This is a genomic window from Streptomyces sp. NPDC047117 (genome assembly GCF_040643545.1).
Classification (GTDB): domain Bacteria; phylum Actinomycetota; class Actinomycetes; order Streptomycetales; family Streptomycetaceae; genus Streptomyces.
The window spans coordinates 282672-298592 of the sequence record NZ_JBEYUN010000002.1 but is presented as its reverse complement, the minus strand read 5'-3'; the positions used below and the strand labels follow the sequence as shown (position 1 = coordinate 298592).

Annotated in this window: 12 protein-coding genes, 1 tRNA gene and 1 pseudogene; 7 read left to right on the top strand and 7 right to left on the bottom strand. The window is 68.5% G+C overall.

All coding sequences use genetic code 11. The features are described from left to right. Positions 1–132 precede the first annotated feature (132 nt). Entirely contained in the window at positions 133–1995 is a 1863-nt protein-coding gene (locus tag ABZ840_RS04455) for a SpoIIE family protein phosphatase (protein WP_361553117.1), read from the bottom strand. Between the two features lie 638 nt (positions 1996–2633). On the opposite strand from ABZ840_RS04455, the gene ABZ840_RS04450 reads away from it, so the two are divergent. Both ABZ840_RS04450 and ABZ840_RS04445 read left to right on the top strand, forming a co-directional pair. Then, the gene (locus ABZ840_RS04450) at positions 2634–3362 is read left to right on the top strand and encodes a bifunctional DNA primase/polymerase (protein WP_361553114.1); all 729 of its coding nucleotides are present in this window, start codon (positions 2634–2636) and stop codon (positions 3360–3362) included. A gap of 499 nt (positions 3363–3861) precedes the next feature. Continuing rightward, positions 3862–4737 (top strand): hypothetical protein, encoded by an 876-nt coding sequence (locus ABZ840_RS04445; protein WP_361553111.1) that lies wholly within the window; start codon positions 3862–3864, stop codon positions 4735–4737. Positions 4738–4921: 184 nt separating this feature from the next. On the opposite strand, the gene ABZ840_RS04440 is transcribed toward ABZ840_RS04445, so the two are convergent. The 3 genes from ABZ840_RS04440 to ABZ840_RS04430 all read right to left on the bottom strand — a co-directional run bounded on the left by ABZ840_RS04440 (position 4922) and on the right by ABZ840_RS04430 (position 7956). Beyond that, positions 4922–5890, bottom strand: a complete 969-nt coding sequence (locus tag ABZ840_RS04440; protein ID WP_361553108.1) for a DUF5926 family protein — start codon at positions 5888–5890, stop codon at positions 4922–4924. A gap of 474 nt (positions 5891–6364) precedes the next feature. Further along, positions 6365–6979 (bottom strand): ATP-binding protein, encoded by a 615-nt coding sequence (locus ABZ840_RS04435; protein ID WP_361553105.1) that lies wholly within the window; start codon positions 6977–6979, stop codon positions 6365–6367. Positions 6980–7089: 110 nt separating this feature from the next. Next, positions 7090–7956: a glycerophosphodiester phosphodiesterase family protein gene (locus ABZ840_RS04430; RefSeq protein WP_361553102.1), complete on the bottom strand. Its 867-nt coding sequence runs from the start codon at positions 7954–7956 to the stop codon at positions 7090–7092. Positions 7957–8366: 410 nt separating this feature from the next. On the opposite strand from ABZ840_RS04430, the gene ABZ840_RS04425 reads away from it, so the two are divergent. The 5 genes and pseudogenes from ABZ840_RS04425 to ABZ840_RS04405 all read left to right on the top strand — a co-directional run bounded on the left by ABZ840_RS04425 (position 8367) and on the right by ABZ840_RS04405 (position 13852). After that, positions 8367–10124 (top strand): trypsin-like peptidase domain-containing protein, encoded by a 1758-nt coding sequence (locus ABZ840_RS04425; protein ID WP_361553099.1) that lies wholly within the window; start codon positions 8367–8369, stop codon positions 10122–10124. Positions 10125–10376: 252 nt separating this feature from the next. Beyond that, positions 10377–10464 (top strand) — tRNA-Ser (locus tag ABZ840_RS04420). 548 nt (positions 10465–11012) lie between these two features. After that, positions 11013–11666: a hypothetical protein gene (locus tag ABZ840_RS04415; protein ID WP_361553096.1), complete on the top strand. Its 654-nt coding sequence runs from the start codon at positions 11013–11015 to the stop codon at positions 11664–11666. A gap of 27 nt (positions 11667–11693) precedes the next feature. After that, positions 11694–12785 (top strand): XRE family transcriptional regulator, encoded by a 1092-nt coding sequence (locus ABZ840_RS04410; protein WP_361553092.1) that lies wholly within the window; start codon positions 11694–11696, stop codon positions 12783–12785. 398 nt (positions 12786–13183) lie between these two features. Further along, positions 13184–13852, top strand: a pseudogene (locus ABZ840_RS04405) (IS5 family transposase). A gap of 15 nt (positions 13853–13867) precedes the next feature. Here ABZ840_RS04405 and ABZ840_RS04400 read toward each other — a convergent pair. From ABZ840_RS04400 to ABZ840_RS04390, 3 genes are all read right to left on the bottom strand, one after another. Further along, positions 13868–14263 carry an Imm7 family immunity protein gene (locus ABZ840_RS04400; RefSeq protein WP_361553089.1) on the bottom strand — a complete coding sequence of 132 codons (396 nt, stop codon included), beginning with the start codon at positions 14261–14263 and terminating at the stop codon, positions 13868–13870. A 329-nt stretch (positions 14264–14592) separates the two neighbouring features. Then, complete coding sequence (locus ABZ840_RS04395; RefSeq protein WP_361553086.1) at positions 14593–15021, bottom strand: hypothetical protein; 429 nt, start codon at positions 15019–15021, stop codon at positions 14593–14595. Further along, the gene (locus ABZ840_RS04390) at positions 15018–15566 is read right to left on the bottom strand and encodes a hypothetical protein (RefSeq protein WP_361553084.1); all 549 of its coding nucleotides are present in this window, start codon (positions 15564–15566) and stop codon (positions 15018–15020) included. Before ABZ840_RS04390 ends, ABZ840_RS04395 begins: the two co-directional genes overlap by 4 nt. Between the last annotated feature and the right edge of the window lie 355 nt (positions 15567–15921).

Genomic DNA, 15921 nt, shown 5'->3' with positions numbered 1-15921 from the left:
TGTGACTTGTCAGGCACTCTGCCCTTGGGACGGATGACCTTCGGTCCGCGTCGGGATTGTTCGCCTTTGCGCGGATTTACCAGTTTCCTTGGTTCTCAAGCTGCCGCACGCCAGTCCGCGGCTCCCTTGAGGTCAGGGCTCGAAGCGGGCAGCCAGCAGGACGACGTCCTCGGGTGAGCTCTCGTCCGTGAGGCCCTGCGGCAGCATCGCGCGTACGAGGTGGTCTACGAGGGCCTCCGGGTCCTCCCGTACGGAGCGGGGCAGGCCGGCCGCCGCGGCGTGCAGCCGTGCGAAGGCCCGGTCCACGGGCTCGCCGGAGCGGTGCAGCAACCCGTCGCTGTAGAGGAGAAGGGTTTCTCCGGGCGCCGGCTCCAGCTCCACGCTCGGCGCCTCCCAGCACGAGAGCATGCCCAGCGGCGCGGACAGCGTGGTCTCCACGAACTCCGTACGGTGCTCGCCGACGATCAGCGGCGGACAGTGCCCTGCGCCGGCCAGCACGATCTTCCGCGCCGACGGCCCGCCGAGCGGATCCGTCACCGGCGGTTCGGCGAACGCGAACAGCGCGGTCGCACTGCGCGCCGGCTCGGTCAGCCGCAGCAGGAGTTCGAGGTCGGAGAGGACCGCGACGGGGTCCTCTCCCTCCATGACGGCGTACGCGCGCAGCGCGGCCCGCAGCCGTCCCATGGCACCCACCGCACTCGGCCCGGAGCCGGTGACGGAGCCGACGGACAGGCTCAGGGCGCCGTCCGGGAGCGGCAGCGCGTCGTACCAGTCGCCGCCGCCCTTCGGGCCCGTCGCGTGCCGTACGGCGAGCCGGACGCCGGGTACTCGGGGGAGCCGGGCGGGCAGCAGTTCCGCGTGCAGGGCCCGCTCCGAACGGCGCCGGCGGTCCAGCTCGATCAGGCGGGAGAGGTGCGCGGCGGCGTACGAGCGGTACAGGGCGAGGAGCCGGCGCCCGCGTTCGGTGGGTTCGGCGGGGCGGTCGTAGAGCCAGACGGCGACGCCGAGGGGGCGGACGTGAGCCGCATCGACTCCTGAGGGGCGGCGCTGCCCGGGGGCGGCGGCATGCGCGCCTTCGTGGGGCGCTGCCCCCAGGGGCGCTGCTTCGGAGGCTTTTACGGAGAGGGCGTCTGCTGCGCCCTTCTCGGGGAGCGGTTCGACGACCAGCGGTACGGCGTAGCTCGCGGCGTAACCGAGGCGGGCGGCGACTTCCCGCAATCGGGGGTCGAGGCCGGGCTCGGCGGCGAGGTCGGGCTGGGACAGCTCGCAGAGGCCGAAGGAGGCGGCGGCAGGAGGGCTGGGAGGGTCGGTAGGAGCGGCGGAGGGGCCGGGAGAGCCGGGAGGGCCGAGAGGGGCCTGGACGGGGGCAGGGGGCCCCGTAGCCGAATCCGCCGGGGCATCCGCCGAGGGGCCGGCCGAGCCCGTTCCGTGGGCGGTCGCCCCGGTCGGCCTCGCCACATGGACGGTCGAAGCGGCCGACGCCCCTGCTCCGCCGCTGCTCGCCCCGGCTGCCCCCGCCCCACCGCTGCTCACGCCGTCCCCCGGCACCGCCGCATCCGGTAGTGCCGTGCTCGGCACCGCCGCGTTCGGTGTCCATGCCTCGTGGCCGTCGAGCAGGCGGCCCACGGGTGTCGCGTGGCGCGGGACCGTCTCCAGGTGTCCGAGGTCCGCGAGGCCGAGGCCAAGGCCGACGGTGGTCTCGGGCCCGAGGCCGTCCGGCGGTTCGAGGGTGACCAGGCCCCGGCGCGCGCCGACGAGGAAGGCGCCGGCCCGAAGGATCTCGTCGAGCGCGCCGTCGAGGGTGTCCGTACGAGCCAGCCGCTCGGTGAGGTCGTGGAGGGTGGTGAGGTCGGAGAGCCAGGCAGCCAGCCGTTCGTGAACGGCGGCCGGTTGAGTGGCGGAAGAAGTTTCCGGGGCTGTGGGGGCCGCAGTGTGCGCCGGGCCGGTAAACGTGGGCTCGATTCCAGCCACTTTCGGAGCGTGGGGGGCTGTCATGGCCTGCGGCTTACGTCGGCCTGGGCGTCGTCCCAGGTGAGGCCGTCGGCCAGGAGGGCTCGCAGTAGGGGAATGCGGGCATTTGTCGTATTTGCCCGCCAGTTGGTTTCGCTCAATAGCATCGCAAACCCCCATGTCATGCTGCTCCGCTATCAATGGGTCCACATGTACACGCAGCGATGTTGCGTGTCCAGCACTGTCCTGGTGAGGATTATGGTGTCAGTGTGGCCAAGAGATTGGCCGAAAAATAGCCCCTTGAAGGTCAATTTGCGGTCGACTGACGGCGATCAACAGCGCGTCATCTCCACCATGGGGGTACGTACTCGGATAGGTGCGGGGCCAGTTGGGGCCGTACCGGAACTCTCCGAAGGGCGCGGGCGTCTTACGCGGTGACGACCGGGCCGCACCCCCACGTGGCGGGATTGCACCACAGGACAGCAAGCGCCATGCGCGCGCCACCCCCCGCCATGTTCCACGCTCGGCGTACGGCGTGATGCGCTGCCTTGTACGCGCAGTGACGAATGATCCACGTGGTGTGATCCGCGCTCGGTGCGGCGGCGCGCACCGCACAGCGGCATGAACCTGCATGTAGTGCGATGGACATGGCCCTCGGCGTTTACGGAAAGGAACGAGCGCTCATGCGCGAGATCCTCGGAAGGCGACGCAAGTTCCAGCTCCGGCGCGGTGGAAGGTCGGCACTGCTCGGCGCGGCGCTCCAGTGCGCCACCGAGTGGCACTGGCCCGTCCTCCCCGGCGTCGGCCTCCGCTCGGGCGGCAGGACCGCCAAGGGGGCGCAGCCTGCCCTCAGGGGGGCGCAGCAGACGCGGCCCTGCGGCTGTCCCGACCCGGATTGCGCGGTGCCCGGTGCACACCCCTTCGACCCCGGCCTGCTGGCCGCCACGACCGACGCCCGGATGGTGCGCTGGTGGTGGACGAATCGCCCGGACGCGCCGGTCGTGCTGGCCACGGGCGGCAAGGCGCCGTGCGCGGTGAGCCTGCCGGCCGTGGCGGGTGCCCAGGCGCTCGCCGAGCTGGACCGCACAGGCGTGGCGGTCGGCCCGGTCGTGGCCACCCCCACCCGCTGGACGCTGCTGGTCGCGCCGTACTCCCTGCCCGAGCTGGGCGAATTGCTGTACGCGCAGGACCTGGTGCCCAGCTCGCTGCGGTTCCACGGCGAGGGCGGCTACGTCGTACTGCCACCGTCGGAGACCGGCGCGGGCAAGGTGCGCTGGGAGCGCCCGCCGGCCACGCGCGCCTCCGCGAAGCGCTCCGGCGCGCCCTGGCTGCCGGACGTCGCCACGGTGGTGGACGCGCTGGTCGAGGCAAGCGCCGGCGCCCCGGGCGGCGGCAGCCGACTCGCGTTCTGACCCCCTCCTCGGCTCCTTCGGGCTCCTGGGCTTTTCGGGGCATCCCCCGGACAGGCGCCCGTGTTGCCGTGACGGCTTCGCGGCTCTGCGGCTTTGCCGCTCTGCTTCTGCCGCTCTGCTTCTGCCGCTTCGCGGGGCTCCCCGGCTTCAGTGTCGTTCGCCTCGCCGCTCCTCTCGGTTACCCCCTCCTCAGCGACACGGCGCGCCCGAGATTCACTCGTACGGGTGTGAGGCAAGCGTCCATCCATGGGAAACGGGTGCGCAGCCCCCGAGAGGGCGCCCCTTCCCCGATATGTTCGGCCCACCGTCAAGCCGTTCGGGGTGCCCGGCGGCTCTCCGCATTCGTGGCGGAGGCCCACCGGGCACCCCGAAGGCCTAGTCAGAGCCCGTGAGCGGTCCCGTACGCCGGCCCCCGTTCCCCGTCCCGCGGGACCCCGCCCCGGGGCCCCGGAGGCCGGTCACAGCGACCGCCGCGGGCTCTCTACCGCAGGTGGTCCCCATGGTTCGCGAGTCGAACGTCCGCATGATCGCGCTCGCGAGCACCATCGCGCTCGCCCTCACCCTGCCGCTGGCCGCCGCCATCGCCGGCCCGTCCGGGCCCGGCGACCCGGCGCCCGCCGCGCAGCCCTCCGTGTCGCCGCAGCTCCGCGGCGGCGCCGCCGAGCGGGCCGCCACCACGGGGGACGACGACCGACCGCCCGGCACTCCGCGAGGCACCGCCCAGGACGCCCCACTGCCCGGCCCTGCGCAAGCGGGAGCGGGAACGGGAGCGGGAAGCAGCGAAGTGCGGGCGGGCGACCGGCCCGGCGCCCCTGGCGGTGACCGGCCCGGGGGCCTGCTTACCGGCCTCGGCCTCGACGAGGGCCACGCTGACGGCCGTACCGCCGTCTGCGGGCCCGAAGTCGGCTCGCCGCACGGCATCAAGGCACAGACCTGCGTACTGACCATGAGAGGCAGCGCCGAGGGCAGCACGAAGGACGGCGCCGGGGGCAGCACGAAGGGCGGCGTCGAAGGGAGCACGGAGGACAGCGTCGAAAGCCGTACGGAGGAAGGCAGCGCCGGGGGCCGTACGGGGGGCAGCGCCGCGCGGCGTACCGAAGGGCACACCAAGGCCGTCCTGTACTACCGCAACACCTCGGGCGCCCCGTTGCGCGCCGTACTGACCCTGATGCGGCCCGACGGCCGGACCGTACAGACGCACTGCACGCTGCCGGCCACGGGTGAGCCGGGGAGCTGTGGGACGCCGTCCGCGGCGACCGTACGAGGGGGTGCGCCGTACTCGGCGGTCGCGGAGATCGCGGAGGTACGGGGTGACCGGCTGCTGCTGAGGGCGGGGAGCAACTCCGCGCCGCCCGGGGCGGGTTCGGCCCGCTGAACGCGTCCGGACATGGAAGCGCCCGGTCGCTGGCGACGGGGGATGCACCAGCGACCGGGCTCCTAGAACGGTAACAAGAGATCGGCCGTTCGCAAATTCGATCGCGGAATTCCGGACGCTTATTTACCGGTGGGTACGGCTGGTGTGACAGGAGTCACGGAAAACGTTTCCGGCGTGGTTACTGTCAGCTCAGCGTCACCTGACGGTTGGTGAGCCCGCCGCGCGCCCGGCGCTCGGCCGGCGTGAGCGGCGCGTTCGCGGCGAGTGCCTCCGCCAGCCGCTCGCCGAACTCCGTGGCCGGCTTGGTGATCTCCTCGGCCGTCAGATCCGTCGGCAGGTCCCAGACCGGTACGACCAGGCCGTGCGCCCGGAAAGAACCGACCAGCCGGGTTCCCTCGCCCAGCGAGGAGGCGTCCGCGGCGTGCAGCCGGGCGAGCGCGTCCAGCAGCTGCTCCTCGGGGTGGTCCATCACCCAGCGCAGGTGGTTCTTCTCGCCCGCGTCGCACCAGTACGCGCCGGCCAGGCCCGCCAGGCGGGCGGTCGGGATGGCGGCCGCGTTGGCCCGCTCCAGGGACGCGGCGACCTCGCCGGTGGCGTTCTCGGCGTCCTCGATCCAGAACTCGAAGCCGCTGTGCACGGTGGGCTCGAAGGACGCGGCCGGATCCAGCAGATCCTGCAGGCGCGGACCGTCGGCGGGCGCCCGGCCCGCGGCGACCGGCGTACCCGGGTCGGCGGCCAGCGCGCGCTGCAGCGTGTCGGCGAGGTCGCGGCTGAGGTCACCGGAGGCGGTGTCGTTCTGCAGGCCGAGCAGGATCGAACCGTCGTCGCGGCGCAGCGCGGGCCAGGCCATCGGCAGTACGGTCGCCAGCGTCACCGAGGGCACGCCCTCGGGCAGCCCGTCCTTCAGGGACAGCTCGACGGTGGCGGCGGGCACCAGTTCGCGCAGCGCCACCCAGTCGCACTCGCCCGACAGGCCCTCGAAGGGGCGCTGCACCAGCTCGGTCACGGCGTGCGCCGCGGCCCGCCCGTGACAGGCCTTGTAACGACGGCCCGATCCGCAGGGGCAGGGCTCGCGGGCGCCGACGACCGGCACCTCGCCGTCCGTGATCTGCGGGGTGACGGCCTTGGTCTGGGGACGGCGCTTCTTGCCCATGCGAGGGGTTCTCCTGGTCGTTCCGAGTCATTCCGACGCGTGTCGGCGCGAGCCTAGGGCATGTGCCGCGCCAACGCCCGGCCTCTGAAGCCGCGCCGGGCGCGGGGGCCTCCATGGGGCCGGGGGCCTCTATGGGGCCTCTAAGGTTGGCTCTACATGAGTCGACGAGCACGGGCAGTGGCCCAGCGGCCCAGCGCCTCCGCGGCGACCGGCGGCGGCCAGGCGGAGCGAACCGGCGGCGATCCCCCGGGGATTGGTGATGGCTCCGGGAGCGCTGGGCGACGCGCAGAGAAGTCGGCAAGCGCAGGGAAGACGGCAAGCAGGGGCGGATAACGCCAACACGCCAACACCCGCTTCGCCCAAGCCGACTCGTCCAAGCCGACTCGTCCAGCCAGTTGGCTCAAGCCGACTCGTCGAACCCGTTCACGCAATCCGATTCGTCCAAGCTGTTCGGCCAGGCCGGGGCCGACTCGGCTAAGCCGGCTCGTCCAGGTCCGCCAGGGCGTCCCTCAGCTCGGCCGGGAGGCCGGCTGCCAGGTCCATGCGGGTCGCGAACGCTTCGTGCAGGGAGAGCGTCGCCCAGACCGTGACCTCGCCGTGCCCGTCCCGTACGCCCCAGTCCTTGGCGAGCGAACGGATGATGGCCAGCCCGCGGCCGCCGCGTGCGGTGACCGAGGGAGTGGCTGGAAGTGGTCGGGTCGGTCCCCCGCCGTCAGTGACCGAAACGGTCAACTGGCCACGCGCGTCAATGCGCCAGGCGGCCCGCACCGAATCGGCGTCGCCGTCCGGGGGCCCCTCCGCGCACAGGGGGCGTGCGTGTCTGCAGGAATTACTGAGCAATTCGGAAAGAATGAGTACGGCATCGTCGACAACCGTGTCCTGAACGCCACTTGTCAGCAGCTCATCGCGCATACGCCGCCTGGCCGAACCCACGCCCGCAGGGCCATGGGGTACGGCCATGGTCGACGACGTCGGCACCTCCTGTGCCACCACCAACGCCACCCCCGAGACCTCCTTTGCCCCACGCCACGGGATGAATGCCCCATCGCGATGGACCGGAAACCGGCCAATCCGTATGCGGTGACGCACTCGGTTCGATCAGATACGGGCTGAATGCGCCGGTGCACTCCCCGTGAGGAAAGGGGTTCCGCTGTGGTCATCCGGGCGCTTTCCGACTGCGCTTTACGGCTCCTCACCCCTTAAGTCGACTTGAGCTGATTCCTTACCTGCTTGGGCCGGTTCGTAATGATTGCTTCCACGCCCAGCTCACGACAGAGGTCCACGTCCGCCTCCTCGTTCACGGTCCACACGTGCACCTCGTGCCCCGCACTGTGCGCCTTCGCCACGTAGTCCGGATGCGCGCGCACTATCCGGATGCTCGGCCCCGCGATCCGTACGCCCGGCGGCAGGCGCCCCTCCCGGTGCCGCGGGGTGATGAACTGCATGAGGTACACGGCGGGCACGGCCGGCGCCGCGGCCCGCACGCGCTGCAGCGAGCGGGCCGAGAAGCTCATGACGCGTACGGCGGACGGTGTGCCGGGCGGCGGCTTGGTGTGCCCGAAGCGCTCCAGCAGCTCGACGAGGCGCTGCTCGACCTGGCCCGCCCACCGGGTCGGGTGCTTGGTCTCGATGGCCAGTTCCACCCGGCGGTCCGCGTCGGCGACCAGCTCCAGCAGCCGCTCCAGGGTCAGTACGGACGTACGTTCGGTGTCGCCCGCCGTCTCGTGGGCGCTGCCCAGCTCCGGGTGGCGGCCGTCGGGCGCCTCGCCCGCCGCGTCGTCCTTCCAGGAGCCGAAGTCCAGCGTGGCCAGATCGGACAGCTCCAGGTTGGAGACGGCGCCGCGCCCGTTGGAGGTCCGGTTGATCCGGCGGTCGTGCACGCACACCAGGTGGCCGTCGGCGGTCAGCCGGACGTCGCACTCGAGGGCGTCCGCGCCGTCCTCGATGGCCTTCCGGTACGCGGCCAGAGTGTGCTCGGGAGCGTCCTCGGACGCCCCGCGGTGCGCTACGACGGAGATGGCGGACGGTTCGGGAGGGAAACCTGGTGCCGGGCGCGCAGTGGTCACCGAGTTATCGTGCCATCGCGCGGTGGCGGCCGGTCCTCATACGGGGAGCGACGGACGGTACGACCGACGGACGGTACGAGCGGCGGACGGTACGAGCGGTCGACGACGGAAGACCGGCGTCGACTGCCGCAGCCCGGACCGTGGCGGCCTGGTGATCGGGTCCCGTACTTACCGGTGTCGACATCTGAAGCATTAGCAGCGGATGCGCGGCAAATGTCCGGGATAAAGGATGAAGGCAAGGTCACAGCCTCGGCTTACGGTGCCCTGACGGCGCGTGGGAAAGGCTTGAACCGGACACTCCCGTATAACGTCACGCCGACATGTCACCGTCAAGTCGATACGCCATGCACCGCTCGAACATGCCGGCCCCGACATCGGGCCGACATGGTCAGGAAGCTGAGGAGAGAGCTGTGAGCACCGAGAACGAGGGCGCCGCCGTCCCGCCGGAGGCGGAGCCGCAGGCGCCCGCCGGGGCCCAGGGGTCGGCCGCGCCCGCGTCCGGCGCGCAGACTCCGACCACCCCCGAGCCCGCACCACCCCGCCCGTCCTTCGCCCCTTCGGCGGGCTCCACGGACGGTTCGCAGCCGCCCCCGGCTGCTGTAGAGCCCCAGGGAAGCCACGCTCCCGCGGCCCCTGAGGCGCAGCCTCCCGTGGCCCCCAAGGCCGGGTCTTCCGCGGCCCCTGAGGCGCAGCCTCCCGTGGCCCCCAAGGCCGGGTCTTCCGCGGCCCCTGAAGCGCAGCCTTTCGCGGCCCCCGGGGCGCAGCCTCCCGCTGCCCCCCAGGGCGCAGCTCCCGCTGCCCCTCAGGGCGGCGCCCCCGGCTCCGACCCCGGCTCCGACCCCGGCTGGTCGCAGGACCCGCAGCACACCGCGGCCTTCCCCACCGTCCCGCCCGGCGGGGGCAACCCGCACGGCGGTGCTCCGTACGGCGGCGGCGCTCCGCACGGTGGCGGTGCCGGCGGCTGGGGCGGCCCGCAGCAGCCCCCGTACGGCGGTGGCGGCTGGGGAGCCCCCGCCGGTCCGCCCGCCGACAAGCCGCGCCGTCGCGGTGGCCTGATCGCCGCCGTACTGGTCGCCGCGCTGGTGGCGGGCGGCGTCGGCGGCGGCATCGGCTTCTGGGCGGCGGGTCAGGACGACACGTCCTCCACGACCGTCTCCGCCTCCGGTGACCCCCAGGCGCTGAACCGCAAGCCGACCTCGGTGTCCGGCATCGCCCAGCGCGCGCTGCCCAGCGTCGTGACCATAGATGCGCAGGGCGCGGGTGGCGAAGGGGGTACCGGCACCGGCTTCGTGTACGACAAGCAGGGCCACATCCTCACCAACAACCACGTCGTGGCGAGTGCGGCGGACGGCGGCAAGCTGAGCGTGACGTTCTCCAACGGCAAGAAGTACGACGCCGAGGTCGTGGGCCGCGCCCAGGGCTACGACGTCGCCGTCATAAAGCTCAAGAACGCCTCCGACGCCAAGCTCACCCCGCTCCCGCTGGGCAAGTCCGCGAACGTCGCCGTCGGCGACGCGACGATCGCCATCGGCGCCCCGTACGGCCTGTCCGGCACGGTCACCACCGGCATCATCAGCGCCAAGGACCGCCCGGTGGCGTCCAGCGACGGTGGCGGTACGAACGCCTCGTACATGTCCGCACTGCAGACGGACGCGTCGATCAACCCCGGCAACTCCGGTGGTCCGCTCATGGACGCCTCCGGCAACGTGATCGGCATCAACTCCGCGATCCAGTCGGCGGGCGGCAGCGGCGGCAGCGATCCGTTCGGCGGCGAGGGGCAGTCGGGCAGCATCGGCCTGGGCTTCGCCATCCCGATCGACCAGGCCAAGCGGGTCGCCGACGACCTGATCCGTACGGGCAAGCCGGTCTACCCGCAGATCGGCGTTCAGGTCGGGATGCGGGAGACCAGCAACGGCGCGACGATCGCCCAGCGCGGCAACGGCGGCACGGACGCCGTCACCCGGAACGGCCCGGCCGACAAGGCCGGCCTCAAGCCCGGCGACAAGATCACCAAGCTGGACGACACGGCCATCGACAGCGGCCCGACCCTGATCAGCGAGATCTGGCAGCACCGCCCCGGCGACAAGGTCACCCTGACCTACGAGCGCAACGGCAACGAACACACCACAGAGGTAACCCTCGGCCAACGAGTGGGCGACAGCAACTGACCCGAACCGGGCCACCGGCAGCGCGGTAGGCCAGGCCCGGCGCCCGACAGCCAATAGCCGGCAACCGGCCCGCAGCCGAGCGCTGCGGGCCGGCCGCGCCAGCAGGGCGCACCGGCGCCACCCGCGCGACCGGCAGCCCGCCGACCAGCCCACCCAGCGGACGCCTGACCCGCACGAACAGCGCACGGAAACAGCGGACGCGCTACCCTGATCCCCGCGTCACCGTCGGCCCGCCGCCGACCGGTGCCGCAGGGAGGCTTGCCCGAGCGGCCTAAGGGAACAGTCTTGAAAACTGTCGTGAGGTAACCCCTCACCGTGGGTTCAAATCCCACAGCCTCCGCACCTAGACGGCCCCCGACCTGCAACGTCGGTCGGGGGCTTCTGCCTTGAGCGCTGTCCGCCGATGCCTACGATTCCCCGTTGTTCCCCGACCGATCGGGCACGCAACGGGCACGCGGCTGTCTCCGGTGCGCTCTGATCATGTGCGCCCCAGGACGGGACGCCTTGAGGCCTCATGTAGCCACTCCTTCAAGCAGGGTGTGGCTGTCAACCTTGACGTTGGCTGCCGGCGTTGCTTGCGTTTGGCCACGGTGGACCTAACGCCAACGGTCCGCGGCATGAGGCCGCTCAACGACCTGGACGTCATAGGGACACGCCATGTGCACAACTCTTGGTCACTCGCGTAGACACCCTGTCGCCTCCGCGTCGTAGAGGGGGCCAGGTAGCCGTTCAAGCGCGTTCACCTGCGCTAATCTCAAGCGTCCCACTGTAAGATACTTGACGGTAACTGAATATCGAACTATAGTTCGATCCGCCCGGGTTCCAAAAATCCGACCTCCAGTGAGGTACGATTTTTGGAACGATGATCGGGGAGGACTAATGCAAGCCGTGTGCCACGTCGGCGATGATGCCGTCCAGCGCCTGCACGCTCTCGGGCTGACGCCCGACGATGTCTTCTTTCCGCTGAGGGGTGCGTCTGCCGAGGCGCGGCTCTCGACGGAGATGGACTCGCCGGGCATGGCCGGCTACACGTTCTGGTCTCGCTGCAACCGTTTCTTCCGGGAGCGCATGCAGAGCCACGGTTGGACTTACAGCAACGCGCAGCACATCTTGCGCTGCATCCACCCGTCCGGACGCTTCGCTGTTACGGCGGTGAGCGCATCTGGACAGGTGGGAGTCGAGGCGGCCAATTGGTCAGGCGACATCCGCACGAAGAACCCGAAGGGCGCGGCCGTGGCCAAGCTCGTGCAGAGGAACGAGGAGCAGCTTTCGCTGTTCACCCTTCCCGGGCAGCGGACTGAGGCGCCCGACGTCACCGAGATTCCCACGTGGTTCCTTCTCTACAAGTCGGGGAAGGAAGGCCTGGCATTCGAACTGTCGATGCCGGTTGAGATGCACGGCAAGCACGTGGACACCTGGCATGAGCGGATCATCCTCCCCGAGAATCCGTTCACGGGTCCGGAGTTCGACATTAAGAGGCTCGATGAGACCGTCGAGGACGTCGCCGTAGACGTTCCCGTCGAGTTCAAGGGAGCCATTTAACCCCCACTACCCGTAGGAGAAGTTGTCATGCTGACTTCCTCGCGATTGATTCTCGCGCGAAAAAGGAGGCGCATGACGCTATCCAGATTGTCTCAAGAGTCCGGCGTTTCAGTGCGAAGCCTTACAGCCTTCGAGAATGGCCATAAGGAGCCATCGACTGAGACGCTGGACCTTTTGGCATCCGCGCTTAGTTTGCCTGTCTCCTTCTTCCGAGCGTCAGAGGTTGAGGAGATTGAGGTCGACGCATTGAGCTTTCGTGCGCTTTCCAAAATGACGGCTCTGGATCGGGATGCAGCCCGAAGTGCCGGTCGGCTCGCCATTGAAATTAATCAATGGCTTGAAGAGCGATTCACCTTGCCGGCACCGGACGTGCCGACCCTCCCGCACCTGGGCCCCGAGGAGGCTGCAGAGCGGGTTCGCGCACTGTGGGGACTAGGGGAGGCGCCCATCCCCAATATGATCCACTTGCTGGAGTCGCACGGAGTTCGCGTCTTCTCTCTGGCTGCCGATTGTGCAACGGTTGATGCTTTCTCCACTCGCTGGAAAAGTAAAACTCCCTTCATCTATCTAAACCTGGAAAAAAGCGGTGAGCGAGGTCGGTTCGACGCCGCACACGAACTGGGTCATTTGGTTCTCCATGCTGAGCATCGCATCCCGCACGGGCCAGAAGCGGAGCAGGAGGCGCAACAGTTCGCCTCGGCTTTTTTGATGCCGCGCGCGGGAATTCTTGCGCAAATGCTGCACAATGCTGATGCTAGGCGAATTTTGAGCGCAAAGAAAAAATGGAAGGTTGCGGCTGTAGCGCTTGCGTACAGGCTTAAAGACCTTAACTTGCTAACGGAGTGGGTGTACCGGACTACGGTTAAGCAGCTGTCGCAAATGGGATACCGTAGAGGTGAACCAGATGGAATTGTGCGGGAAACTTCTCAACTTCTAGGGAAGGTGTTTGCCGCTTTGCGGGCTAGCGATTTCCCTTTGGCGAAAATGGCTGAAGAGCTGGGCATGAATATTGATGAACTCAATCGTCATGTATTCGGCCTTGTGCCGCTGGCTCTGGAAGGCGAGCAAACTCGGATGACGCATCCTCAACGCCCCAATTTGCGACTTGTTAGTAGTTAGCTGCTTGAGCGACTTGCAAATAAGTGATCGCTATTGTCGGTAGCGTGTCGGGTCTCTGGTGCATTCCAGTATTAGTGGGCGCCCGCGGCGGGATGATGCTCGGTTCGTAGGCGCGACACGCTCCTCGGCCCCAACGGCGCCGCGTCGAGTGGAACGCCTACGGACCTTCGCCACATCGCGGCAGCAGCTGCTCCCCCGCAGCCACGTATCGCGGTCCGGTCCGCTCACGCTGGTGCGTCCGTGACGGTGGCGGTACGGCGGCCTGCCCCATGCCGGCGTTCTCGTCCGGACTGCTCGGCCGCCCCGACCGCACCCCTCCCGCAGCCCGCCTTCTCCCAGGACTAAGGCCTGTCCGGCGGATCATGAGTGTTTCAGTTTGTCCGGCCGTGTAGTTGGTCGTGGGCCGTGGTGATCTGACGAACGAGGAATGGCGCCGCCTGGAGCCGCATCTGCCCCTCTATGGGCGGCGTGGTGGGCGGTGGGTCAGTCACCGCCGGGTGATCAACGGGATCCTTTTCCGTGAGCGGACTGGGATCCCATGGCGGGATCTTCCGCAGCGGTTCGGCAGGTGGAAGACGGTCTACGAACGGCACAGACGCTGGTCCGCGGACGGCACCTGGGACCGGATCCTCCAGGCTGTTCAGGCTGATGCCGACGCCGAGGGCCGGATCGACTGGAGCATGGTGGGCGTCGACTCGACGTCCTGCCGTGCCCACCAACACGCCGCTGGAGCCCGCAGGAAGACACCCCGCATTCCGAAAAAAGAGCTACGCCCCGGCAGCATCGTCCCGACGAGGGACTCGGAAGGTCCCGGGGCGGTCTGACGAGCAAGATTCACCTCGCGAGTGAAGGTGGTCGCAGACCTCTTGCGCTGCTGGTCACCCCCGGCCAGTGGGGCGACGCACCCCAGATGATCCCCGTACTCGAACGCGCGCCGCAACGAAGTCGAGCGGACGATCAACCGTCTGAAGAGCTTCCGCGCCGTCGCCACCCGCTACGACAAGCGAGCCTACGTCTTCCACAGCACCGTCACGGTGGCCGCGATACGCCTATGGCTCCAAGCATGATCCGTCAAAGACGCCTCAGCCGGTAAAGGGGTCTTCCACTGTTGGGATGCACGGAGACAGCAGCGCCTCCGTGTGCCGCGTGACCACCCCCCGAACGAGCCTGAGCACGATTACCTCGTTTTCGTGGTCTGGATCCTCGTCATCGCGAACGTGGAGGAGTCCGTAAGAACCAGGGGCAACTACGGCCACGTGCTCGAACAGTTCCACGACATCAGGCGACGAACGGTGATTGGAGTAGCCGCCGAGGTGGACGAACGGCTCACCGTTCATCCACCTGAGGTCAAGCAAGTACGGGCTGTCCATCTGGGCGATGTGAAGCTCAAGCTCATAGACGATGCGTCGCAGACGCGCCTCATCGTCATCATCTGCTGCGGTCTCCCTGACCGTAATCCAACCGTGGTACTCAAACATCCCGTGATCGTAGTGATGACCTGCTTCACGTGCCGATCGCAGCATGATCCGCCGGACACGCCTTAGCCGCCCCAGGTCCGACCACGCACCGGCATGGAAATGCAGCCGCCTTGGACGGCCACTTCCACGCTAGTGGCGTTGGCGCCCGGCCCAGTCCGCATCCGGCAGGGCTCGTTGCCGACAAAACTGCGCCCGACCGTACGGGTACGGCCGGGCGCAGTGCCTCCACTGCGGGCGAACTCCTGCATAGCCCAGAGAGTGCCGGGCGGGGCGGGGCTATGCCTCTCGCCCTGGCTGTGCCTAGGAGTTTCGACCGCGTCAGGTCTTGGTTACTTGCATTCCGACAAGTAGCGGTTGAAGGCGTGGTTCTTTGCCTTGCGCGCGATGTCCTTGGAGTACGCGTCGGAATTCAGCACCCCAACTGCGAGCCGGGTGTCGTTTTCCACGTTCTTCGTGTTCGCGCACGCCGCCACCACGAACCAGTCGCCGTGGGACTCGTCATCCGAGATGCCGTACTTGGCATCTTTTCCGGTGACGGGCTTCGACAGGTCATACGAGACCATCGAGGCGTCCTGCGGGATTTTCCCTTCCACCTGAGCGACGGACTGACCGACGAGCGAGCTCACGGGCACGTTCGGCTTGTTATCCGTGCCGCACCCCGCCAGGACCATTGCTACTGCCACAGCACCTGCCACAGCACCGGCCACCGCGCCGGCGTGGGGAAGTGCGGACGTGAAATGACTGCGACGGAGGCTCATATGACCTTGCAGCTTACCTTCGCGGGTGCGGGATCGAAAGCGTACTTCCATCCACTCGTGCCGGCCTTGTAGTCAAGGGGCGTGGTGATGTGCTTTTCAATCTTGTACTTGTAGCGGGTGCCGATCGGGTAGGCGACGAGCGAGTGCCCCTTGCCCACCTTTGCGCTGCACGTCACTGACACGGACTGCGTCTTCGCCTTGCTGATGTTCAGGCTCGCCGCGACGCCGTCATGGCTCATGCCGAACCCTGCGTCGATCGTGCGCGTCGCCGACGCCGTCTTATTGATCATGCAAGTCATGCCCTTTGTCTGGGCCGTGCAGCGGGCTATTTCATTCTTGGTGTTCGTATAGTTCTTCTTCGACGTCTTACTGATGAGCTTGCTGTACTTTCCGACGGCTGCTCGCGTCGAAATCTCGCCGTTCTGCTTCTGGACGGCGGAAGGTGCAGATTCGCCAGTGCCGGCGTGAGCTGCGGTGGTCGCGAAGGCGGTGGGCAGAAGAGCCAGCGCGACTCCGACGGCTCGCATGGTCGATCTACGAGACATGGAAATCCCCCTATGTGTAACTGGCGGCCGTGGTCAGCAGCCGTCGACAGCAAGATCATACGGATGAGCGATGCAGAAGTCTTATTTGCCCTTTGGTGTGCCATGTGCAAGCGCTCTGGCCTCGGCGGTCGGAATGCGGTAACTAAAGGAAGTTGGGTGGCTGTTGATCGCACAGCCGCTGGTCGAGCGGTATACGTTGGTCGGCCATGCACACTCAAGGGGTATTCCGGTTCAGATGCATGGGAAGGCATTTTGGTTCCACTCAAGGTGATGATCGTCATCACACCGAAACAGCCCGAAGGTGCTTATTCGTCATCGGCACCGCTTCCACTGTGTCCATGAGGCGAGTGATGCA